General features: G+C 31.9%; 24 protein-coding genes and 1 other RNA gene. 15 read left to right on the forward strand and 10 right to left on the reverse strand.

Annotated elements, in window-relative coordinates:
* The first annotated feature begins 101 nt into the window (after window positions 1-101).
* Both KO504_RS08605 and KO504_RS08610 read left to right on the forward strand, forming a co-directional pair.
* Complete coding sequence (locus tag KO504_RS08605; protein ID WP_215925939.1) at window positions 102-2,030, forward strand: transglutaminase-like domain-containing protein; 1,929 nt, start codon at window positions 102-104, stop codon at window positions 2,028-2,030.
* Between the two features lie 65 nt (window positions 2,031-2,095).
* Entirely contained in the window at window positions 2,096-4,264 is a 2,169-nt protein-coding gene (locus tag KO504_RS08610; RefSeq protein ID WP_215925941.1) for a DUF3857 domain-containing protein, read from the forward strand.
* A 66-nt stretch (window positions 4,265-4,330) separates the two neighbouring features.
* Here the strand turns inward: KO504_RS08610 and KO504_RS08615 are convergent, their stop codons facing one another.
* On the reverse strand, window positions 4,331-5,713 hold the full coding sequence (locus KO504_RS08615; protein ID WP_215925943.1) for an alanine/glycine:cation symporter family protein: 1,383 nt from the start codon (window positions 5,711-5,713) through the stop codon (window positions 4,331-4,333).
* A gap of 232 nt (window positions 5,714-5,945) precedes the next feature.
* Between KO504_RS08615 and KO504_RS08620 the strand changes: the two genes are divergently transcribed.
* The 8 genes from KO504_RS08620 to KO504_RS08655 all read left to right on the forward strand — a co-directional run bounded on the left by KO504_RS08620 (window position 5,946) and on the right by KO504_RS08655 (window position 12,609).
* Window positions 5,946-7,043 carry a heparan-alpha-glucosaminide N-acetyltransferase domain-containing protein gene (locus tag KO504_RS08620; RefSeq protein ID WP_215925945.1) on the forward strand — a complete coding sequence of 366 codons (1,098 nt, stop codon included), beginning with the start codon at window positions 5,946-5,948 and terminating at the stop codon, window positions 7,041-7,043.
* Between the two features lie 47 nt (window positions 7,044-7,090).
* Window positions 7,091-7,288 (forward strand): hypothetical protein, encoded by a 198-nt coding sequence (locus KO504_RS08625; protein WP_215925947.1) that lies wholly within the window; start codon window positions 7,091-7,093, stop codon window positions 7,286-7,288.
* Window positions 7,289-7,366: 78 nt separating this feature from the next.
* Window positions 7,367-7,543, forward strand: a complete 177-nt coding sequence (locus KO504_RS08630) for a hypothetical protein (RefSeq protein WP_215925949.1) — start codon at window positions 7,367-7,369, stop codon at window positions 7,541-7,543.
* 155 nt (window positions 7,544-7,698) lie between these two features.
* Window positions 7,699-8,271: a Crp/Fnr family transcriptional regulator gene (locus tag KO504_RS08635; protein WP_215925951.1), complete on the forward strand. Its 573-nt coding sequence runs from the start codon at window positions 7,699-7,701 to the stop codon at window positions 8,269-8,271.
* An 89-nt stretch (window positions 8,272-8,360) separates the two neighbouring features.
* Entirely contained in the window at window positions 8,361-9,734 is a 1,374-nt protein-coding gene (locus KO504_RS08640; protein ID WP_215925953.1) for a TolC family protein, read from the forward strand.
* Window positions 9,735-9,751: 17 nt separating this feature from the next.
* Window positions 9,752-10,711, forward strand: a complete 960-nt coding sequence (locus tag KO504_RS08645) for an HlyD family secretion protein (RefSeq protein ID WP_215925955.1) — start codon at window positions 9,752-9,754, stop codon at window positions 10,709-10,711.
* A 3-nt stretch (window positions 10,712-10,714) separates the two neighbouring features.
* Window positions 10,715-11,881, forward strand: a complete 1,167-nt coding sequence (locus KO504_RS08650; protein WP_215925957.1) for an ABC transporter permease — start codon at window positions 10,715-10,717, stop codon at window positions 11,879-11,881.
* A gap of 254 nt (window positions 11,882-12,135) precedes the next feature.
* Window positions 12,136-12,609, forward strand: a complete 474-nt coding sequence (locus KO504_RS08655) for a nuclear transport factor 2 family protein (protein WP_215925959.1) — start codon at window positions 12,136-12,138, stop codon at window positions 12,607-12,609.
* A gap of 115 nt (window positions 12,610-12,724) precedes the next feature.
* Here KO504_RS08655 and KO504_RS08660 read toward each other — a convergent pair whose 3' ends face one another.
* From KO504_RS08660 to KO504_RS08690, 7 genes are all read right to left on the reverse strand, one after another.
* Entirely contained in the window at window positions 12,725-13,273 is a 549-nt protein-coding gene (locus KO504_RS08660) for a 1-acyl-sn-glycerol-3-phosphate acyltransferase (protein WP_215925961.1), read from the reverse strand.
* A gap of 115 nt (window positions 13,274-13,388) precedes the next feature.
* Window positions 13,389-14,471, reverse strand: a complete 1,083-nt coding sequence (locus KO504_RS08665; protein WP_215925963.1) for an iron-containing alcohol dehydrogenase family protein — start codon at window positions 14,469-14,471, stop codon at window positions 13,389-13,391.
* Window positions 14,472-14,512: 41 nt separating this feature from the next.
* Complete coding sequence (locus KO504_RS08670) at window positions 14,513-15,136, reverse strand: CatA-like O-acetyltransferase (RefSeq protein ID WP_215925965.1); 624 nt, start codon at window positions 15,134-15,136, stop codon at window positions 14,513-14,515.
* Between the two features lie 4 nt (window positions 15,137-15,140).
* Window positions 15,141-15,845 (reverse strand): HAD family hydrolase, encoded by a 705-nt coding sequence (locus tag KO504_RS08675; protein ID WP_215925967.1) that lies wholly within the window; start codon window positions 15,843-15,845, stop codon window positions 15,141-15,143.
* Window positions 15,836-16,564, reverse strand: a complete 729-nt coding sequence (gene kdsB / locus KO504_RS08680) for a 3-deoxy-manno-octulosonate cytidylyltransferase (RefSeq protein ID WP_215925969.1) — start codon at window positions 16,562-16,564, stop codon at window positions 15,836-15,838. The genes KO504_RS08675 and kdsB overlap by 10 nt, the downstream gene beginning before the upstream one ends.
* Window positions 16,565-16,627: 63 nt before the next feature.
* Window positions 16,628-17,188, reverse strand: coding sequence for a DUF4126 domain-containing protein (locus KO504_RS08685; RefSeq protein ID WP_215926087.1), 561 nt, complete (start codon window positions 17,186-17,188; stop codon window positions 16,628-16,630).
* 3 nt (window positions 17,189-17,191) lie between these two features.
* A complete protein-coding gene (locus KO504_RS08690; protein WP_215925970.1) occupies window positions 17,192-18,631 on the reverse strand; it encodes an ATP-dependent DNA helicase in 1,440 nt (479 codons plus the stop codon).
* A gap of 154 nt (window positions 18,632-18,785) precedes the next feature.
* Between KO504_RS08690 and KO504_RS08695 the strand changes: the two genes are divergently transcribed.
* The 5 genes from KO504_RS08695 (at window position 18,786) to KO504_RS08715 (ending at window position 21,547) form a co-directional block, all read left to right on the forward strand.
* Window positions 18,786-19,511 (forward strand): hypothetical protein, encoded by a 726-nt coding sequence (locus tag KO504_RS08695; RefSeq protein WP_215925972.1) that lies wholly within the window; start codon window positions 18,786-18,788, stop codon window positions 19,509-19,511.
* 1 nt (window position 19,512) lies between these two features.
* Entirely contained in the window at window positions 19,513-20,319 is an 807-nt protein-coding gene (locus KO504_RS08700; protein WP_215925974.1) for a DUF3822 family protein, read from the forward strand.
* The gene (rsmD, locus tag KO504_RS08705; RefSeq protein WP_215925976.1) at window positions 20,319-20,879 is read left to right on the forward strand and encodes a 16S rRNA (guanine(966)-N(2))-methyltransferase RsmD; all 561 of its coding nucleotides are present in this window, start codon (window positions 20,319-20,321) and stop codon (window positions 20,877-20,879) included. The genes KO504_RS08700 and rsmD overlap by 1 nt, the downstream gene beginning before the upstream one ends.
* A 156-nt stretch (window positions 20,880-21,035) precedes the next feature.
* Window positions 21,036-21,194, forward strand: coding sequence for a hypothetical protein (locus KO504_RS08710; RefSeq protein WP_215925978.1), 159 nt, complete (start codon window positions 21,036-21,038; stop codon window positions 21,192-21,194).
* Entirely contained in the window at window positions 21,191-21,547 is a 357-nt protein-coding gene (locus KO504_RS08715) for a hypothetical protein (protein WP_215925980.1), read from the forward strand. Before KO504_RS08710 ends, KO504_RS08715 begins: the two co-directional genes overlap by 4 nt.
* Window positions 21,548-21,598: 51 nt before the next feature.
* Here KO504_RS08715 and rnpB read toward each other — a convergent pair.
* Both rnpB and KO504_RS08725 read right to left on the reverse strand, forming a co-directional pair.
* Window positions 21,599-21,909: RNase P RNA component class A (gene rnpB / locus KO504_RS08720), an RNA gene on the reverse strand.
* Window positions 21,910-21,962: 53 nt separating this feature from the next.
* Window positions 21,963-23,357, reverse strand: a complete 1,395-nt coding sequence (locus KO504_RS08725; protein WP_215925982.1) for an MFS transporter — start codon at window positions 23,355-23,357, stop codon at window positions 21,963-21,965.
* Between the last annotated feature and the right edge of the window lie 25 nt (window positions 23,358-23,382).

Below are 23,382 nucleotides of genomic sequence, written 5' to 3' on the forward strand. Positions count from 1 at the left end.
CCATCTATTTTAGTTTTAGCAAACATTATCACATATTAAGGCAATTATCTTTTTATTTCTAGCATGGTTAATTATATTAGCATTCTAGACATCCCTTTTACATGATCAAAAAACTACTTGCCTGCGCTACTATCCTCTTGTTTATTTCCATATCCTATAGCCAACGAAAAATAGCACCAGACGCTTCCGATATTGCTAAAGCCAAAGCTCTGAAAGAAAAATTTGACCACAAAGACGACGAGATAGCACTCGAAGAAAGTACTGATTATGTCACCTTTGATTTTGATAGCAGAAACAAAAAAGTAACGGTTAATCATGATTTAAAAGAAAAAATGATAAACATGATTTCTCGTGCTGATATTCAGAAGTATTCTTTTTACAATGACCAATCTACAATAGAAGAATTCGAAATCTTATATAAAAATAACAAAAGTGCTGGTTTTTATATTAAAGATGAAGCCTCGATAAGTAGCGATTTATTTCATGTAGATTCTAGAGTAAAATTTACAAATGTAGATTTTCCGTTGCAAGGATACCGTTACGGCACTCATATTTTAAAAACTTACAAAGACATTAAATATTTTACCAAACTCTATTTTAATGATTCTTATCCGATTGAAAAAAAGGTGATTTCTGTTGAAATTCCCGATTGGTTAAACCTTGAGTTAAAGGAATTAAACTTTGAAGGTTATACTATTGAAAAAACCATAACACCCAACTCAAAAAACAAATCTAAAATTTACACTTACACATTTAAAGATGTACCTGCAATGCATAAAGTTTCAAATGCTCCAGGACCAACTTATGTATATCCTCATTTATTAATCTTAGCAAAATCGTACACCAAAAAAGGTGAAACTCAACCAATATTTAACTCTACTCAAGACCTTTATAATTGGTATAAATCTCTAGTAAACAGTTTAGAAAACGACAATACAGATCTAAAATCTAAAGTTACAGAGCTAACCAAAGATGCTAAAACCGACGAAGAAAAAATAAAAAATATTTATTATTGGGTACAAGACAACATTAGATATATCGCCTTTGAAGATGGTATCGCTGGGTTTAAACCAGACGAAGCAGCTAATGTGTTTAACAAAAGATATGGTGACTGTAAAGGCATGGCAAATTTAACCAAGCAAATGCTAATTGAAGCAGGCTTTGATGCTCGACTAACTTGGATTGGCACCAAACATATTGCTTATGATTATTCTACCCCAAATTTATCAGTAGATAATCACATGATTTGTACGTTGTTTAAAGATGATGACATCCTATTTTTAGATGGAACAGAAAAATTTAATGCTCTTGGCGAATACGCCGACCGTATACAAGGCAAGCAAGTTTTAATTGAAGACAACGATGCCTTTATTTTGAAACACGTACCAACAAGCGATGTTGCTTTTAATAAAGAATTCTACAATTATCAACTCACTTTAGATAACGAAACACTAACTGGTAAAGTAAAAAAGGAATTTAATGGGGAAAGCAGATCTAGTCTCTTATACTATTTTGATCAGTTAAAAACGGATAAAAAAGATGAATTCTTAGAAGCTTATTTAAGTAGCGCTGACAGCAACAGAAAAGTGAGTAACATTACCACATCAGATTTAACTAACAGAGAACTTAACGTTACTATTTCCCATGATCTTACGGTAAAAAATGCCGTTTCAACCTTTGACAACTCTATATACATAGATCTCGATTTGGATAAGGAATTTAGTAATTACGAATTAAAGGAACGTGATGTGGACTTTATATTCAGTTCAAAAAAATATTTGGAATCTACAACAGAATTAAAAATTCCAAATGGCTATAGCGTTACTCACCTTCCAAATGACATTGAGGTGTCAAGTAATAATTACGACTTATCCGTAAGCTTTAAAAACGAAAACAATACGTTGACATACAAAAAGCTATTCCAAATTAAGAATGCAAAAATCGAAACTAAGGATTTTGAAGAGTGGAATACATTTATAAAAGATCTCAACACCCTTTACCAAGAACAAATAATCCTTACTAAAAATTAAGGACACCAAAAGCACATGTTTACACCAACAGCATGTAATATTAAAAATTAAATAAATTAAAACACATGAAAATTAAAGGACTAACCGCTTTCCTATTATTTTTTTCTATTTCTATTTTTTCACAAACTAAAGAAGAATTAGCAGCAAAAGACTTTTTTTGGGGAACAAACGACACATATAAAAATGTTACTGAGGTACCAAAAAAATGGACTAACGAATCTGCTGTAATACTATACAAAAACGAAAATTACGATTTTCATAAATTTGGAAAAAACGTAACCTACACAAGCTCTATAAGACAACGTATAAAATTATTAGACAAAGCTGCCGTAGAAGAGTTTTCAGAATTTGCATTTAAAAAACGTTTTAGATCAGATAAAGGTCGTTTTTCATGGAAAGAAAAAGGGAACAATTATATTGGTGTAAAAATTGTAAAACCAAATGGTACTGAAATAGAGATTGATGTTGAAGAAGAATCTGTTGAAGTTGATGGTGAAACCAAAGTTGCTATTGCTAATTTAGAAATAGGAGATATTATTGATTACTATTTTTACCGATTAGAACCCTTTAAAACAACTTATGCTTTTGGATTTAATCCCGTTGAAACTTATTTAGGTGAAGAATATCCTGTCGTAGATTTTAAGCTGTTTTTTGAAACTGAAAATGATTTTTTCATCAATTTCAACTCTTTTAATGAAGCGCCAAAGTTAACTGAAATTCCAACAGAAAAACGCAGTATAAGACGTTATGAACTTGTCGCTTCAGATATTGAAAAAATTCAATCTACGCGTTGGTCTTATCCACTTTTAGAATTACCCTCTTATAAATTTCAGGTCTATTTTGCAAGATCTGGGAAGTTTGAAGATAGAGCCTTAGCCTTTTTACCAGAAAAAGAAGATATTATTAAAACATCTGTTTCAAAAGACGAAGTTTTAGAACTTTATGACAACCGCTTTAAACCAGACGGAGATGTTGGAGATGTTAAGCGCTTCTTTAAAAAGAAAACCTTTGCTAATGATGCCGAAAAAGTAACTGAAGCTTATTATTTTATGCGTCATTATTACTTAACACGTTTTGTGGAAGCTATGATTGTAAAGGATGCAGAAATCATGAGCTATCCGTTTATGAACTATGGTAATCCTGTGTTTATTCAAAATCAGAAACAATTTGTACGCCATTTCACAGAGTTCTTAAAACGTGAAAAAATTAAATATGAAATTGTCGTTGCTAAAAAACGCTATGATGGTAGTATTGACGATTTATTAATTGAAAAAAATGTCAACGTACTTATTAAAGTAAAAACCGCTACTCCTCTTTATGCTGAGCTATTTAGTATACACACTAATATTAATGAGTTTTCACCTTTAATAGAAGGCACTGATGTTTACCTACTTTCTCCAACTAGAAATAGAATTGATGTCATTAAAAAAGGAAAGCTTCCTGTATCAAGACATTTAGATAATGAAACAAAAAAAGATATCACCGTTAGTTTAAATGATGATTTCTCAGGAATGAATCTTACATCTGTAAACAGTTACAAAGGGCATTCTAAAAAAGACGAACAATATGAGCGTTTAATGTTTACAGATTACGTTACCGAAGATTACGCGAAATACGAAACCGCATCATTTATAGAGCTTATAAAACGTAAAAAAGATAAAATTAGATATAAAAAAGAGTTAGACGCTGTAGCCGAAAAAATTAAGGCAAAACAAGTGGAACGCTTTGAAAAAAGCGCCAAGGCAGAGTTTCAAGTTGAAGACATTGAAGATTACACATACGAGATTAATGAGACAGGACGTTACGCTTTAGATTCATACCTAAAGTTTACCGAAAGTTTTAAAATCAAAAATGCATTAATCAAAAAAGCAGGTCCAAACTATATTCTTGAAATAGGAAAACTTATCGGAGGTCAAATAGATCTTGAAGAAAAAGAACGCCAACGTACTTCAAACATATATACGACTAATGCAAGAAGTTTTAATTATAACATTACTTTAAACATTCCAGAAGGCTATACTGTTAATGGTTTAGATAAATTAAATAAAACTATTGATAATGAAACTGGAGCTTTTATAAGTAGCGCTAAAGTTGAAGGAGATCAACTTATCATTAACACTTCTAAACAATACAAGCACAATTTTGAACCTAACATTAATTGGAGCAAAATGATAGCATTTTTAGACGAAGCAAATCAGTTTACTAATGAAAAAATATTACTGAAGAAAAAGTAATTTTTTAGAAACAATTTAAACGACCTCTTATAATTTATCTCCAATTATAAGAGGTTGTTTTTTAACTCAATTTTTATCTTGTTTTAGTTGACTGATATAACGTTTCAATTCTTTAATTACTCTTGGCGCTAAAAGAATTGTTGCAACCATTGTTGGAATTGCCATTAAAGCAAACACACCATCAATGAGATTAATCATCATACTTAAACTTGTAGTCGCTCCAATAAGAATACTTAAAATATAAAAGTAATTATAATAGTGTTTTTTATCGGCTCCAAAAAGAAAGGACATACATTTAGTTCCATAATAAGAATATGAGAATAATGAACTCATACTAAAAACGGCAATACAAATTAGTAATAAGTATTTACCATAGTTTGGCATTACATCTGCAAAAGCAGAAGCCGTAAGACTAACTCCATTATCAGAAGTAGTTTCCCAAACTCCAGTCACCAAAATAGCCAAAGCCGTTAGTGTACATACAATTATTGTATCTATGGCAGGTCCTAGCATGGCCACCAAACCTTCTCGTATAGGCTCGTCCGTTTTTGCTGCTCCATGTGCCATTGGCGCTGTACCAATTCCGGCTTCATTAGAGAACGCCCCACGTTTAATACCATGAAGAATTAAAGCGCCTAAAACACCTCCTAAAAAAGTATCATCTTTTGGATAATAATTAGCAGCAAAAGCATCTGTAAATATCAGTTTTAAATAATACAATAGCACATCGCTATGTGCCACAAGAATAACAATAACCAACACAAAATACAAAGCCACCATACTAGGCACTAAACGAGACGCTACGTTTCCAATGCGCTTAATACCACCTAAAATAACTAAAGATGTAATACTTATTAAAACAGCACCTATAATTAGGTTAGATTTCAACCCTACTTCTACTCCATTTGGAATTAATAAAATATCATTTAAGGCTTGCGTCAATTGATTCACATTAAAAACAGGCAAAGCACCTATAAGACCACAAAAACTAAAAAATACAGCTAAAGGTTTCCAAGATTTACCTAAACCTTCCATAATAAAATACATTGGACCACCTTGAATTTCACCAGCACTATCCTTACCTCTATACATAATTGCTAAGGTTGATGTAAAAAATTTGGTAGACATACCAACCACTGCGCTAATCCACATCCAAAACACAGCACCAGGTCCGCCTACAGATATAGCTACAGCAACACCTGCAATATTTCCCATACCAACAGTTGCCGACAATGCTGTTGTTAAGGCCTGAAAATGTGAAATTTCACCAGGATCATTTGGATCATCGTATTTTCCGCGAAGCACATTCAAAGCGTGACCTAAATACCGAAAAGGTAAAAAGTGAGACCGTATTAATAAATATAAACCTCCACCAATTAATAAAATAAGCAAAGGCAAACCCCAAGCTAATGATGAAAAGTCACTGAGTAGTTGATTTAAAAATTCCATAGATGATAAATGTAGTAAACGGTTTGAATTTATGGTATAATGTTTACAATTAATTTAACAACAGGAATGTAAGTTGCTGATTTTAAAATAGTAAAATACCAACTTTACCTGTTAGTGGCTATAAACCTTTAAAATGAAACGATATCTTAATGCTAGGCACAAGTCCAAAAAAGTATCACAGTATTTTATTCCAACTCTAAAATAGTACATTTGCATACCAACCAATTTTAACTTGAGCGCAAACCGTTTATATTTTATAGATGCTGTAAGAGCATTCGCTATCTTAATGATGCTACAAGGGCACTTTATAGATACACTGCTAGAAACTTCATACAGAAGTCATAGTTATACTGCTTTTAAAGTTTGGGAATACTTTAGAGGAATTACCGCACCTACCTTTTTTACGATTTCGGGACTTATTTTTTCATATTTATTGATACGAGCTAAACAAAACGGAACAATAAAAAAACGTATGCACAAAGGCATAATACGAGGCTTAATGCTAATTAGTATTGGTTATTTGTTGCGTGCACCTATTTTTGAATGGCTAATGGGTAAATTCTCTAATTATTTTTTAGTTATTGACGTGCTGCAATGCATTGGCCTATCACTTATACTCATTGTATGCATCTACAAACTCACCTTAAAAAAAACGTTACTATTTTCAATCGTAATGTTACTTTTAGGTTTGGCCATTTTTATAACAGAACCTTTGTATCGTTATTTAGAATTACCAGAAGTTCCTATATTAATATCAAACTACTTATCCAAGGCTAACGGTTCTATTTTTACCATAATACCTTGGTTTGGTTATGTAGCCTTTGGTGCTTTTATAGCCACATTATTTTATCGTTACGTCGATCGCCCAAAATTTAAAACAGCTATTGTCTCAGGTTTTTTCGTCTTTGGAATTGCACTCATTTTTGGGTCTTCTGAAGCATTAATGAGACTATATTACGCTTTAGACATTTCAATTTTAAAAGAGGTTGCTTATTATAATTATTTGTTTACTCGCCTAGGCAATGTACTAATTCTGTTCTCTTTATTTTATTTAGCAGAAAACTACATCAAACAACCATTAATTCTAAAAATTGGTCAAAAAACGCTATCTATTTATGTTATTCATTTTATCATCATTTATGGTAGTTTTACAGGTCTTGGACTGCACCAACTTATTGGCAAAACTTTAGAACCTTGGCAAGCTGTTATTGGTGCCGTACTATTTCTTTCTGTAGTTTGTTTTATCTCGTTTTATTACGCTAAGACCAATGAATTTGTCTATTCTAATTTGCAGAAAATTATTGATAAGATTAAGAAATATTCACGTTAGATTCCTTTAGTTTATTTATTTTTATAATTATAAAAATGGTTAGCAAAATGAAAATTCACCAATTAACAACTCTAATCCTTCTGTTAAGCTTTTTCTCTTGTGACAGAATAGCCAACAAAACAAAAGAAGGAATAAACAGAGGTGGTGAAGTTGTTGGAGAAAGTGCCACGGAGTTTTTTGAAGGTGTTTCTGAAGGAGTTGACAAAACATTGGAATGTAAAATTATACTTTCAAATAACTTATAAAAAAACGGTATAAAAACTGGCGCTTACGTTATTGATAGTCAATCTAGCAGCAATAAAAATAAACTCACCTTATATATCATGTTTGATACAGATTTTAATAAGGAAGTTATCGCTAAAGCTTATAACAAATCTGAATTGGAAATCGGTAGAGCAAAAACGACAATACAAGGACAAGAAGGTGATGCTGGTTATTACGCGTTTTTGTTTAACAAACAGACTGACATCGGTTTTAAAAATACAATTATCATCGAATAAAGAAGCTCATCTCATTATGGCTTTTCTCTTTTATGGCAATTAAATCTCATTCAAATAAAAGAATATAAGCTAAAAGCACTCCGTTTTATTTCATTTGTTTGTAGCCTAAATTTCAATTAGCTTAGCTTTTCTTAAATTACAAGCAAATACTATTTATGGGTTTTACCGACGCTATTACCGCTTTAGTACCATTTTCAGAAGATGAATTAAATGATATCCTAAATCATTTTAAAACGAAAGCTGTCTCTAAAAATGAAATTCTAGTTCATGAAGGTGAGGTATGCAAATACTTATACTTTATAGAACAAGGTATGTGCCGGAGTTATTACCTTAACGAAAATCAAAAAGACATTACGCAATGGTTTTTTTCAAATGGTAAATTTATGTCTAGTGCTGATAGTTTTTTTCAAAAAAAACCTAGCTTATATTACTTAGAAGTTCTTGAAGATTCTGTTTTATATTTCATCTCTAAAGACAACTTAGAAATCTTATTTGCAAAATATCCCAAAATGGAAAAATTGGGCCGACTCGTCATTACCGAAATGTTAAGCAATGTTGTTCATAAACTCAATGCCATTCAATTTCAAACCGCAAGAGAACGCTACGATTATATGCTAGCCGAATTTCCCGATATTGCCTACCAAGTTTCACTAGGTCATATAGCATCTTATTTAGGCATGGCACAAGAAACCTTAAGTCGTATTAGAAACCACGATGCTAGCCATTAAAACCTCATATACACTCACTTTTTGATATAAGTCAAAAATAAATTCCGAATACATTAATATCTTTGTATAGTAATTAAAAGCTATGCAAAATGAACCTAAAAAAAGTCATACTAAATAGTATCATCATTACACTTATTGGCATATTTCCAACGGTCATTTCGGCACAAGAGTTAGACCCAATTTTAAATGATTTAATCCACAAAGGACTTCAAAAAAATCACACTATAAAAAGTAATCGTATTGAATCAGAACAAGCCAAAGTAGATCAACAAATGGCAAAATCTGTTTTCTTACCTAGAATCACCTTTAGCGGAAGCTATACGCGTTTAAATGACGACATTACTTTTGACAATGACACCAAAGCGTTATTAATAGAAACTCAAAAACTTATTATTAAAGATGCTATAGGTCTACCTTTTAATTCGCCTTTTCCTGAAGATATTCCATTACAGGAAGCCGCCAACTTGCAGGACAAGAATATCCTAAAATCCTCTGTGGATTTAGATTGGGTATTATTCAGTGGTTTTGAAGCTAGCCATGCACTTAAGGCTAGTAAACATAAAGAATCTTCTTTACATTATGTAGGTCTAGCCGAAGCCGATAAAATCGCTTTACAAATTATTGAAACTTACGATAAATTAGCACTTGTAAAAGCCTCAAAAAAAGTTTTAACCACCACAGAAAACTATTTAAATGAGCAAACTTTTTATGTCAAAAAAGCCATTAAAAATGGTTTAGCGACACCAATTAGCAGAAAAAAAATTGAACTCGCCCAACAACAATTAAAAGCTAAACAAATCGATTATGAACATAAAACCACTCTATTAATAGAAGTGCTTCATCAATTAACAGGAGAACCCAAAGCCAACTTGCGATTACTTAATCCAGAATTACAATTGTTTGAATTTAACGCTGCTTCAAACACAAAAAAACGAAATGAAATTAAGGCCTTAGAAGAAGCTAAAAAAGCCACCAACTATAAGGCAAAAATGGAAAAAAGTAATTTTATACCTAAGGTTGCACTTAAAGGCCATTATGAGTTTATTGAAGATAATCTGTCCTTATTAGATCCCAAATGGTTTATAGGCGCAGGTATTAAATGGCATGTTTTTGATGGTAACTCATCACGATTAAAAAGTAAAAAAACACGACTAGAAAGTGAAAAACTAAAAGAACAGATTGATGATGCCAACGAAAAAATTGCCTTAAGTATTACCAAAGCGCAATTAACTTACAAAGCTGCCATTGAAAACACTAAGGTGGTTGAAAAAGAAATTGAATTAGCTCAAGAAACTTATAATTTAGTTAATCAACAATACAAAAATAATTTGGCTTCAATAAATGAGGTTCTCGATGCTTTAAACGATGTAGAAAAAGCCAATTTTAAACTACAAGAATCATTCTATAATGAGCGAAGAGCTGTTACAGAACTGCTTCATGCTAAAGGTATACTTACATATTAATTCAATAACGCTATACAATGAACACTTATAAAACTCTCATCTTCAGTTTTTTTACACTGTTACTCCTTCAATCGTGCAAGCACGACCAAATTACACCTTTAAGGGGAAAAGTAAAATTTGAAACCATTGCTGTTAGTAGTAAAATACCTGGACGTATTAATGCCATATATGTTGAAGAAGGACAAACGGTAAAAAAAGGTGATACTTTAGCTTTGCTTAATATTCCTGAAGTGAATGCTAAACTACTACAAGCTAATGGTGCAATTACAGCAGCACAAGGCCAATTAAGCATGGCTCATAATGGTGCCACATCTGAACAATTAAATCAGATTGAAGGTCAATTAGAAGCCGGAAAAGCCCAATTAGAGTTTGCACAAGAATCTTACCAAAGGCTACAAAACATGTATCAAGACTCTTTAGTTAGCCAACAGCAATTTGACGAAGTAAAAATGAAATTAAAAATGGCAAAAGCTCAAGTTGCTAGTTTAGAAGCCAAACGCGATGAAGTAAAAAAAGGAACACGAACTGAACAAATAGAACAAGCTAAAGGACAATTAGAGCGAGCACTTGGTGCAAAAGAAGAGGTACTTTCGGCTTCAAATGAACAATATGTCATTGCGCCTGCAGCGATGTCTATAGAAACTATTAGCTTAGAAGAAGGCGAATTATTAACTGCTGGATTTACCTTATTCAACGGTTATAAAACCGAAAGTGTTTACTTTAGGTTTACAGTTCCTGAATCAAAAATTTATGATTTTGAAGTTGGAAAAAACCTCACCATAATTAACCCATACACAAAAATAGAAACCACAGCTAAAATCGTTGCTATAAAACAATTGGCCCAGTATGCAGACATAACAAGTACAGCACCTCTGTACCAATTATCGGAGTCTATATACGAATTAAAAGTAGTACCAACAGTCGATGTTTCTGAACAAAAGTTTTTCAGTAATGCGACCATGCTTATAAAAAATTAAGTAATGAAAACATTTATAAGCTTACTTAAAATTGAGTTTAAACGCATTTTTTCAAATGGTGTTTTACTTGCTATTTTTTTTGGTGCACCTATTGGCTACGGTATTTTATTTGGCTATGTATACCAACAAGCAAAAGTTGTAGATTTACCTATTGTTATTGTAGATCAAGACCAAAGTCCAACAACAGATAAAATTATTGATGCTTTTGAAGATAATGAAGTGTTACTTGTTGTAGATGTGCGGTCTTCTGACGTCAATATTATAAACGAAATGCCTGTAGAACAATATGCTGCGGTTATTACCTTACCTTCAGATTTTGAAAAAAATATTCTACAGAAAAATCATCCTGAAATACGTATTGATCTTAATATGGCTAATATTTTAAATGCCAACACGGCAAGCAAAAATATAAGTTCGGTTTTAATGACATTAAATGCAGGCATAGAAATCGAAGGACTTAAAAAGCAAGGTCTGCATCCTACACAAGCAAAAGCAGCTTATGAAAGCTTTAAAATAAATTTTAACAAGCTCTACAATTCTACGGGGAACTATATTACGTTTATGCTACCAGGTTTACTAGCTGCAATTATGCAACAGGTTATTTTCTTAGCAATGGCATTGGTGTTTTCTAGAGATTTTGAAGATGGTTACTTTATTACCTTAACCCAAAAAAGCAAGTCGTCATTTTATCATGTTATGTTAAAAGCCACTCCATTTCTTATAATGCTTCCTATAATGTGGTTATTTGTTAGTCTGCTCTTTCCGTATTTTAATATTACAGCAGCTATTTTTAATATCCCAATGCTAATTTTAACTCTATTATTAACACTAGCTTCTATGGGAATTGGCATGCTCTTTTCTATTGCCATACCAAGTCAACTAAAAGCTACAGAGTTATTAATGGTTATTTCTACACCAGCATTTATACTAAGCGGATTTACATGGCCAACGATAGCTATACCAGATTTTATTACTAGCATAGCACAATTTATTCCTGTGACACAGTTCTTAAGTGGTTTTAGAACAATTGCTTTTTACGATGGAGATGTTTTGGCTATAGCTTCGGAAATTAAAATGTTAATATTAATAATTATTGTCACTTTTGTTGCGATGATTGCACTCCTTCAATTTAAAATTAATACCTCTGTAAAAAAACAAAACATGGCTTAAAAACTACTCAGAATCAAAACCTTAAAGTAGAACCGTATTAAATTTATAGCAAATTATAGTTTTTGAAGTATTATGAGATAATCTACAGACTATAACAAGTTACTTAACCATAAAAAAAGCCAATTCATTATAGATAATCTTTCTTTAGCATAACAATTAAATTCACTCTGATGAAAGAATATGAGTTAATAGCATTCTACTTACGTACTTTTGTAAGGAATGGTTTTACACCTCTTTAAACTAATTGTAATCCTATGGAACACATCGTTGAAAAATTTTATACAGCTCTAAGTAATTGTGATGGCCCAACCATGATATCTTGTTATCATAAAGACATCGTTTTTGAAGATCCTGCCTTTGGAACATTAAAAGGAGAACGTGCTAAAGCCATGTGGTTAATGTTATGCGAATCGCAAAACGGAAAAGGGTTTAACGTTGAGTTTTCAGCTATAAAAGCTAATGACAAATCAGGTTCTGCACACTGGGAAGCTATTTATAACTTTAGCAAAACAGGAAGAAAAGTACATAATAAGATTGATGCTAAGTTTGAATTTAAAGATGGTTTAATAATTAAACATACAGACAAATTCAATTTACATAAATGGGCCAAACAAGCTATGGGAATTAAAGGTTTTTTCTTTGGAGGGATGACCTTCTTTAAAAACAAGCTTCAAAGCCAGACCAATTATACTTTAGATAAATACATAAAAAGTAAAAAAGCCATCTAACGAATTAGATAGCTTTTGGGACAATGTTTCTTTTTAGGGACTTGGAGTTTACTTTATGTTTCATTGCTATTTTTAACACTTCAAAATTAATGCCAAAACGTTAAAGTACGGTCCATTAGCTGTATTCTTTTACCTTTCCTACAACTCCTTTAAAAAAGGATTTCATATATTTAAAATCTGCCTCAATATTGTCAGTAGGATAAAATGGTTCTGACACCTTATTCTGTTTATTCTCAAAATCAAAAGTGTACATTATAATTGGAACATTGGCTTTTTTTGCGATATAGTAAAATCCTGTTTTCCATTTTTCTACTTTTTTTCTGGTCCCTTCTGGTGATAATGCCAACCTAAACTCGTCTTCTCCTTCAAACAACTTAGCTATAGTTTCTACTTTATTTTGACCAGAAGTTCTATCTAAAGCTTTTCCGCCTACTGCTCTAAAGTAATAACCAAATGGCCATACAAAAAGCTCTTTTTTTCCAACAAAATTAGTTTTCACTTGTGTTACACTCCTTAATAGCAGAGACAAATAAAAATCGACCCAACTGGTATGTGGTGCAGCAATGATAACAGCTTTCTTAATGGTATCTTTAGAAAAGTTGGTATTACCAACCACTTTCCAACCCATGATTTTAAAATATATAATTTTAGCTAACCAACGCATCTAGCACTATTATTTTATTAATATTTAATAATTTTTTAAAGTGTAATGCCGATACAATTGACTTTAAATAAAAACTAAAATGATTTTAATGAATACAATTAAAGCCGTATCGGTATTACATTTTTTTGTAGAGCTCTAATAGCTTTTCTCTAGTAATAACCGTTCTCCAGTTCTTACCAATGGCATTTTCCCATAGTGGCTCTAAACTCAAAGCAACATCTATCATAATATCAAACTGATCTTGTTCTAAATCGGCACAAATACCTTGTGGTAATTTAATATTATGTTTGGCTTTCATCTGTTTAAAAATGGCAACACCTTCTGGATAATATTCTTCTAAATGATCAAATACAATACAATTTCCAATACCATGTTTTACTCCTAAAAGGTAACCTAAACCATAACTCATAGCATGTGCAACACCAACTTGCGAATAGGCAATACTCATACCTCCATGCCAAGATGCCATCATTAATTTGTCTTGTGATTCTTCAGGACTTAATGAATCTCCTAAAAATATTTCCTTACAAAGTTCATATGCTTTTTCGCCATAACTTTGGCTAAATGCATTTAAATATGTTCCTGTAAGCGACTCTACACAATGTACAAAACAATCCATACCAGTGTAAAACCACTGATCTTTTGGAACATCTTTAGTTAATTCTGGATCTAATATCACTTGGTAAAAAGGGGTATGGTCACTGTTAATACCAAGTTTACGAACAGGACCAGTTAAAATTGTAGTCCTAGACACTTCTGCGCCTGTTCCTGAAATTGTTGGAATTCCTACATGATAAATTGCAGGATGTTTGATTAAATCCCAACCTTGATAGTCTTTAGATTCACCTTTATTGGTAAGCATTAAAGACACTGCTTTTGCAATATCTAAAACCGTACCTCCTCCAATACCTATGATACCTGACGGCAGCTCACTATATTCTAATATAATATCTTCTACCAACTGATCTATTTGATCTGTTCTCGGTTCCTCTTTGGTAGGTATATATATTATTTTATCCTTGTAGGACAATGTTATACGAGAGGTTAACCAATGATTGCCTTTAAAGACATCATCAACATAAAATATAAATGGTGCGTTTCTTCCTTTGCGCTTTGGGGCGAGAATCTCATCGAGTTGATTAAAACTTCCTCGTCCAAAAACAACTCTGGACACCATTGGATAATTTTTGAATATCATTTACTTTATATCTTTAACAAAAATAATAACTTAGTTTATATTTAATAACTATTTAAATGAAATTGTAATTTTTCATTAAATAGTCCAATATGATAGCCATCTACCAAGGCGTGGTTAACACTGATAGCGACTTGCATTTCTTTTTTTGACTCTACACATTCCATTCTGCTAAACGCTAATTTTGGTATAGAGTCTTTATCTCCTTTAAACGGTTCTTTATGACCTGTAAAATTGACCCATGGCAAAGATGAACAATGCACACAATCCATTGAATTCACAGGTGGAAATAAATCATTAGAACCAAATATTCTTTCTTTTTCTTTTAAAAAATTATTCTGAAATTTAAAAATATCTTTATCATAGTTTACAAACGAGAACCCAAATGTTTTATTAGGTCTTAAAATTGTTGGTGATGCATGAATGGTATCAAACATAACAACCTCGTTAAATTCATTTATTCTGTATTTTAGATTTTCAACCTCATTTATAGCCTGCATTGTGGCATGTAAATAGGTTACAAAAAAAGATGTTGCATTATCATGTGAAAACTCATAAGCATTTGTGACATCTACTTTAAATGTAACCGCAAAATAAGGGTCCACAAACGTATTAAAGAACTCAAAATGAGCTTGCCTATTCCATGTATGCTTATCTAGTATTTTCAATTTTTTAATTAAAATATTTTAAAATTTCGGTTAAACTATGCTCCGTTTCATATTCTACCCCATTAGATTCGTGATTAGATACTTTTTCATGTTGCCATGTGGTATGAAAAGGCACATGAATCGCTTTTGAACCTATCTTTACAAGAGGTAAAATGTCTGATTTTAATGAATTACCAACCATTACAAACGCTTCTGGTTCAATATCCAATCGTTTTAATAACTGCTTATAATTAACTTCTTGTTTTTCACTTAACACTTCAATATGATGGAAATACTTTAACAGTCCTGATTTCTCTAATTTTCGTTCTTGGTCTAATAAATCACCTTTTGTAGCAACAATTAACTTGTAATCTTTAGATAAGGTTTTAAGAACATCTTCTACTCCATCTAACAGCTCAATAGGCTTATTAATCATATCCTTACCTATCTCTAATATTTCGGCTATTATAGTATTTGACACCTTACCATTAGACAACTCTACTGCCAATTCAATCATTGATAATATAAAGCCCTTAACTCCATAACCATAGATAGATAGATTTTTCATTTCCATCTTAAAAAGCTCTTGGTCTATTTTGTTTGGTGTTTCATAATGCGACAATAAGAGTCCAACTCTCTCTTCTGCTTCTCTAAAATAGGTTTCATTGACCCAAAGCGTATCATCGGCATCAAAACCAATTACCTTTATGTTACTGTAATTTACTTCCACAAACGTTTCGCTTTTTCTAAATCTTCAGGTGTATCAATTTCTACTCCTTGTATTTTAGTTTCTACCATTTTTATACGCTTACCATATTCTAGGTACCTGATACATTCAATCTTTTCAGAAGCCTCTAAAAATTGCATTGGTAAAACCGTAAAATCTAATAACGCTTGTTTTCTAAAGGCATAAACACCTTTGTGCTTAAAGTAACGCGCACCTACATTTTTATCTCTTGGAAATGGTATTGGACTTCGTGAAAAATACAAAGCGAAATTTTGCTGATCTACAATAACTTTAACGGTATTGGGATTATTAATTTCTTCTAAATCCTCAATTTCTACCATTAAAGAGGCTAAGTCGATTTCTTTATCCTTATCATCCTTAAATACATCAATAACTTTCGCTAAACTTTCGCCCTCTGTAAACGGTTCATCACCTTGTACATTTATAACAATATCACAATCTATATTAGCAACAGCTTCGGCAATTCTATCACTTCCCGATTCGTGTTCTTTTAAACTCATAATGGCTTTTCCGCCATTATTAACAATCTCATTAAAAATAATATCACTATCAGTTACCACATAAACTTCACTAAAGAGTTGCGTGGCAACCGTGGCTTCATAAGTTCTTAGAATTACAGATTTCCCTGCTAAATTTTGCATCAATTTACCTGGAAATCGTGACGCACTATAACGTGCAGGAATCATGGATATAATTTTCATTTAATAAGATATATGTAATGAAGGTATTTAATTTCAAAAATAAGATTTAAAAGCTGATTTCGGTCAATTTGATCGTAACTTTTTATAGAGTTTAAATATCAAATAAAATATGAATACTACTAAAATTATAGCTAAAATGGGTAAAAAGATAGAGATTATAGACATTACAACCGAAGTCCCTGTTTCTATAGTTGATACAATTGGATTTCCAAAACCAGCAGTAGATACAGTAGCCCCCAAACGTGTTGCACTTGCAGAACTTTTAACAGCTGCTGCAGTACCTCCTCCTGCTATAATTGCTAATGCCCAAGTAATTACCGGACTTAAATCTGCAACGGTAGATACCATAACTGCTGTTCCGGCAATAGTCGCTAACGGAATGGCAATACTATCTAATAAGTTATCTACAACAGGAATGTAGTACGCTACAATTTCGACCAAAGTAGCGATACCCAATGTAATTACAGCTGCTGTGCTTCCAATCCATTGCCAAGATTCATTAAGCTCCCAAACATTAAAATAGGCTGCTAAACTCAAAGCAAACAATGGTAAAAAAACTCTAAAGCCTACGGAAGCCGAAAGACCAATCCCTAAAAAAATACTTAAAATTGTTTCTGTCATTATAGTTTAGTTTGACTCTTTTTCTACAAACATCTCATCTTTAAAACCTATTAAATACAGTTTTTCTTTCGCCCTTGTTATGGCCGTATACAACCATCTAATATAATCTCTGTCCATACCATTAGGTAAGTAAGGTTGCTCTACAAAAATGGTATTCCATTGGCCACCTTGCGATTTATGACAGGTAATCGCATAAGAAAACTTTACTTGCAAGGCATTAAAATACTTATTGTTCTTAACCCCTAAAAAACGTTTGTATTTTGTTTCTCCTTCATAATCTTTGGATACTTCTTGGTATAATCGGTTGGACTCTTCATAACTTAAAGATGCGCTTTCTACATCAATAGTATCTAAAAGTAATACGGTTTCAAACGGTTTCATATTAGGGTAATCTACCATTCGTAACTTAACTTCTGCAAATCTAAAACCGTATAATTCTTTGATGCTAAAAATTTCTAGCACTTCAATAATATCACCATTAGCAATAAAACCAGCTTCGGTATTAGGTTTTAACCAAAAATAATTATTCTTTACCACCATTAAATAATCGCCTGCCGAAAGTTCTGTTTCATTAAATAGAATACGTTGCCGAATTTGTTGATTGTAAGCATTTGCACGCTTATTACTTCTAACAATAATGGCTGTTTCCTCGTAACCATCGGCACTATAAGCATCATTAATAGCGTCCATAATTTCGTAGCCATCTATTAAACGCACACTATCTGTAAAGCCATTAAGGTCGAATTTAAAACTCTCATAAAAATTAGATTCTAAAACCGCTCTAAGTTCGGTGGCATTACTTAAAATCCCAGAACCTTGTTCTTGTCGCACCACTTCATCTAACTCAATTCCTACAACATCTTTATTATAGTTTAAACTGAGTCGGTTTTCATCTAAAGCAGGACTTAAATCGGACTTCACCGGAGGCAACTGTGCTTTATCTCCTATTAATAGTAATTTACAGTCGTGACCAGAATACACATATTGCATTAGGTCATCGAGTAACGAACTACTATCAAACGATTTTGTGTCCGAAGGAGTATCTGGTATCATGGAAGCTTCATCAACAATAAAAATAGTATTGCGATGTTTATTAGGTTGCATTACAAAATTGACACCTCCTCCTTTATCTTTTTTAGGAAAATAAATCTTTTTATGAATGGTAAATGCCTCCTTTTTAGAGTAATTTGAAATAACCTTAGCAGCTCGACCTGTAGGAGCTAATAAAACCGCACTTTTTTTTGCTTGCCACAAATTGGAAACAATGGTTCCAATTATGCTAGTTTTACCTGTACCTGCGTACCCTTTTAATAAGTAAATTGAATTTTTATTAGTGTCAAAAATAAATTGAGACAATTGCATTAACACCATGTCTTGCTTAGAAGTTGGTGCAAATGGAAATTTAGATTTTAATAACGAATAGAATGCAGAAGCATTAGAAACCATAACAGAAATAAATATATAGCAAGATACTATTATTCTCTATTTTAAAAGCTCATATTGCATTTAGTTCGCTTTTTTAATATTTTTTATTTTAGATAGTTTTAACGAACAAAAAAAAATTGTAGATTTGCGATAGACCTAATTAATAAAAACATTTATGAAAGTAATTATAGCAATTGTATTAATTATAGCATTGACCATAGGGATTGTGTGGGCAATTGATAAATTTGTTCCAAAAAAGATAAAGCCATTTATCAACTTAATACTTTGGGCTTTAATTTTTGTTTTAGGTTATATGACTTTTAATTCGGTTTACGATGAGATTAAATTTAATCAACTTAAAGTAGAACGTTATAAAGTGGTTATCGATCGTTTAATTGACGTAAGAGACTCACAATTAGCATACAAAGATGTAAATGGCGAATTTGCTGGAGATTTTGACAAATTAATCAAATTTGTAGAAAACGGAAAAGTTCCAATTACACAAAGACGTGACACATTAGTATTAGATGAAGAAAGAACAAAACTTTTTGGTGGTGTAGAAACCATGAAAACAATTACTTTAATTGATACACTAAGCTTTTACTCTGTAAAAGATTCTATATTCAAAGGAAGTGACAGATACAAAACAATGATGAATGTAGGTGTTGGTAAAGAAGGTGCTAAATTCACACTTAAAGCTGGTAAACTAGATGAGTTTCCTGTATTTGAAGTAAGTGTAGATAAAGCGGTTGTTTTGAATGACCAAGAACCTTACTTAATTGAAAAAGAAAATCAAGTTGTTTCTGTAGACGGTGTTAATGGTCCTACTTTAAAAGTAGGTTCTATGGAGGAAGTATTCACTAAAGGAAACTGGCCAAAAAGCTACACAAATAAAGAATAGTTTGAAAATAAACGATATTAAAGAACTGTCCATTCAAATTAATTTGAATGGGCTTTCTTTTTGTATTCTAAACAGAACAACAAATACTGTAGAGTATCTTAAAATTATTGATTTTGAGCAAAAATTAACACCAGATGCTGTTCTTAATCAACTAAAAACAGAATTAGGTAGCAATGCCGTGTTTTCAGAAGACTTTAATGATGTTTTAGTCATTCATCAAAATGAATTGGCAACACTTGTGCCTGAAGAATTTTACAATTCGGCTAATAAAACCGATTATTTAAAATTCAATTCAAAAATACTTAAAAACGATTTTATTACAGAGGATAACATCGCTATAAACAAAAGCGTAAATGTTTATGTGCCGTATGTAAATATTAATAATTACATTTTTGAAACCTTTGGAGAGTTTGTCTATAAACACTCTTCTAGTATACTTATTGATGCGTTTTTACAAAATTCTGAAACAGCAGAAGGTTCAAACGTCTATATCAATGTTAATAAAACTACAATTGAAATATTAGTTGTTGAAAACAGCACTCTACAACTATTTAATGTTTTTGAATACCATAGTAAAGAAGATTTTCTCTACTATATATTATTTGTTTTTGAACAACTAAAACTAGATGTAGAAACCACAGCAGTTCAATTATGTGGCAATATTGTCATTGGAGACGAACTCTTTGTTATGCTCTACATTTATATAAGACACGTTAGTTTTATAGAAGAAGCTTACGACTTTAAAATCGCAGCAGAAACAGACAGACGCTACCTACACCAACATTTTTTAATCTTAAATTCCTTTTAATGCGTATTATTTCAGGTTTGTATAAAGGCAGACGAATTACAGCTCCTAAAAAATTACCTGTAAGACCAACCACAGATATGGCAAAGGAAGCGCTTTTTAACATCATAAATAACCAGTATTATTTTGATGCTATTTCTGTTTTAGATTTATTTTCTGGAACAGGCAATATTAGTTACGAGTTTGCCTCAAGAGGCACTGAAGATATCACAGCTGTAGATGAAAATTACGGCTGCATTAAATTTATAAATGACACTTCTGAAGCTTTTGAAATGACTATTAGCACTGTTAAAAGTGATGTTTTTAAATTTCTTGAAAAATCAAAACAAAAGCATAGTATTATTTTTGCCGATCCGCCTTACAATTTTGAATTGGCTGCTTTTTCTAAAATTCCGGAATTAGTTTTTAAGAACGAATTACTTGAAGAGGAAGGTGTACTCATTGTAGAACATTCTAAACACACCGATTTAAGTCAATTAGAACATTACTCACATTCTAAAAGTTATGGTGGAAATATGTTTAGCTTTTTCACAAAGCAACTCTCTATCAGACCTATAGGTTAATTCCCAATCAATTAAATTCACTAAATTAGTAATCCTAAGTAACTTTCTTTTAATTATTATCACCCTACTGATTTTAATAGCCTCACGCATTAAGTGTTTTTGCTCCAAAATTGATTTGTAACTATTAATCAATTATATAATTTAAAAACAGCTATTATGAAAATCTCAAAAAAGGTTATTATTCTGTCATTTCTATGCCTAGGTATCAGTTTTATTAGCAGCGCACAAGAAAGTAAAGTGACTATTGAATTTAAAAATGCAGAAACAGCAGTAAAACTCATTAGAACTTACACTGAAGCATTACAAACACTATGAGCTCACAACTTCATAAAAAAGCCATCATATATGGCTTAGGCGGCGGCATAGACTCTTTAAACGTACAACAACACAAAGAATACTACACTAACAGTACAAACCAATTTAAACACTCTATTAGCAGAGATTTATATTTACCCGTAAAAGTTGAAAACAACTGGAATGAAGGAGAATGGATCTTATCTTGGGGAACAAACACAATTACGAATAAAAAAACAGGAAAAGAAGTTATAATCCCCTACCATACAGCTTCTTTGATACAAGATGATAAAATTATATATATACGCTACTACTACGATGTGCTCAACATATTAACAACTCAAGGTTATACTATTACACCACCAAAAAAATAACTATCATCTTTAAATAAACACAAAAACCATCTATTTCTAGATGGTTTTTTATGCTTAAGTAAATCTATAAGCCGAATTCTGTACTCTAATAAAAGAGCCCTTATCATTTATCTACGTTTACTGTTACCAGCAAACTTTAGCTGCCCACCCTCTAACAATCGCGCGTGCACGCTCAAACGTTAGTTTACATGACATTGCACCACATAGAGTTTACCTGGTTTCACTACAGCATTACCTGTACATACTTTCTGTTGCACTTTTCCTAGCCTTACGACTGGTGGCTGTTAACCACTATGATTACACTATGGTGTTCGGACTTTCCTACCCTAAATAAATTTAGAATCGATAAGGCGATTTACTTGTTGACAAAGTTAAAATATTAGAGCGAAGTGTGGGAATAAATATTATAAAAGAATTAATCCATTTTCTTTAATTCAGTTCTTGGGACTCTAAATAAAAGCACAATTCCTGCTATAAAAAAGATGACGAGAAACAAAATAGCATTTCTCATACTACCAGTAATTTGGTCTATGGTTGCAAAAATGACCATTCCAATAACAATACCTATTTTTTCTGCCACATCATAAAAACTAAAATAAGATGTAGTGTCTTCAGTTTGTGGTAAGAATTTTGAATAAGTAGACCTTGCTAATGATTGTACTCCTCCCATAACTAAACCTACAAAACCAGCAGCAATATAAAACTGCAATGCGGTTTCCATAAAATAGGCATAAAAGCAAAGTGCCATCCAAAAGAAATTAATAACGATAAGTGTCTTTATATTTCCAAATTTTGAAGATGCTCTAGAGGTTAAAAACGCACCAAGTATCGCTACTAATTGAATTACTAAAATACTAGTAATTAATCCTTGGGTTTTCGCATCAGAACTTCCCCAAGCAATCTCTTCTTCTCCAAAATAAACAGCCACCAACATGATGGTTTGAACAGCCATACTAAACACAAAAAACGCAACTAAATATCGTTTTAAGCGCAGGTTTTGTTTTAATTGAATCCAAACTTGTCTCAATTCTTGCAAACCATTAAAAACAACATCTCTTGTCACTTTTCCGCCATTTGAAACACCTTTTGGAAGTATATAAAAGGTGTATTGACTAAATAAAATCCACCATAAACCTACGGTTATAAATGAAACTCTCATTGCTTCAAATGATGCTTTATTCTTAGCCGTTTGCAGTGCTTCGGCAATTTCTTGCTCTGTACCACTTTCTGTTATAGTTTTAGCAATACTCATATCAAAACCAAACCAATCTGGTTTCATTACCATAGCTAAGTTTACGAGTAATAAAACAACACTTCCTAAATAGCCCATGCTAAAACCTTTAGCACTAATACTATCTTGTTGTTCAGGATAAGCGATATCTGGCAAATATGAATTATAAAACACCAAACTTCCCCAATAGCCTATTAATCCCATAAAATAAAATAACAGACTTATATGAATACTATCTAAACTAAACCAATACAAACCTATACAGCCTATACCACCAACATAGCAGAAAAACTTCATAAAGCTCTTTTTATTACCAACGTAATCTGCAATACCAGAGAGAATAGGTGACATAAAAGCAACCACTAAAAACGTAAATGCTGTAACATAAGTAATTAAAGCAGTGCTTTTAAATACCATTCCAAAAGCAGGAACCGTTTTTTCAACTTGAGATACAAATAGTGCAGAATAAAATATTGGAAATATTGATGATGCAATCGTTAAGGTATAAACAGAATTTGCCCAATCGTAAAATGCCCAGGCATTGAGAAGTTTTTTACTTCCTTTTTTAAGTTCACTCATAAATACTAAATAAAAAAAAAACTGC

It is taken from the genome of Winogradskyella psychrotolerans (assembly GCF_018860565.1).
Lineage (GTDB): Bacteria > Bacteroidota > Bacteroidia > Flavobacteriales > Flavobacteriaceae > Winogradskyella > Winogradskyella damuponensis.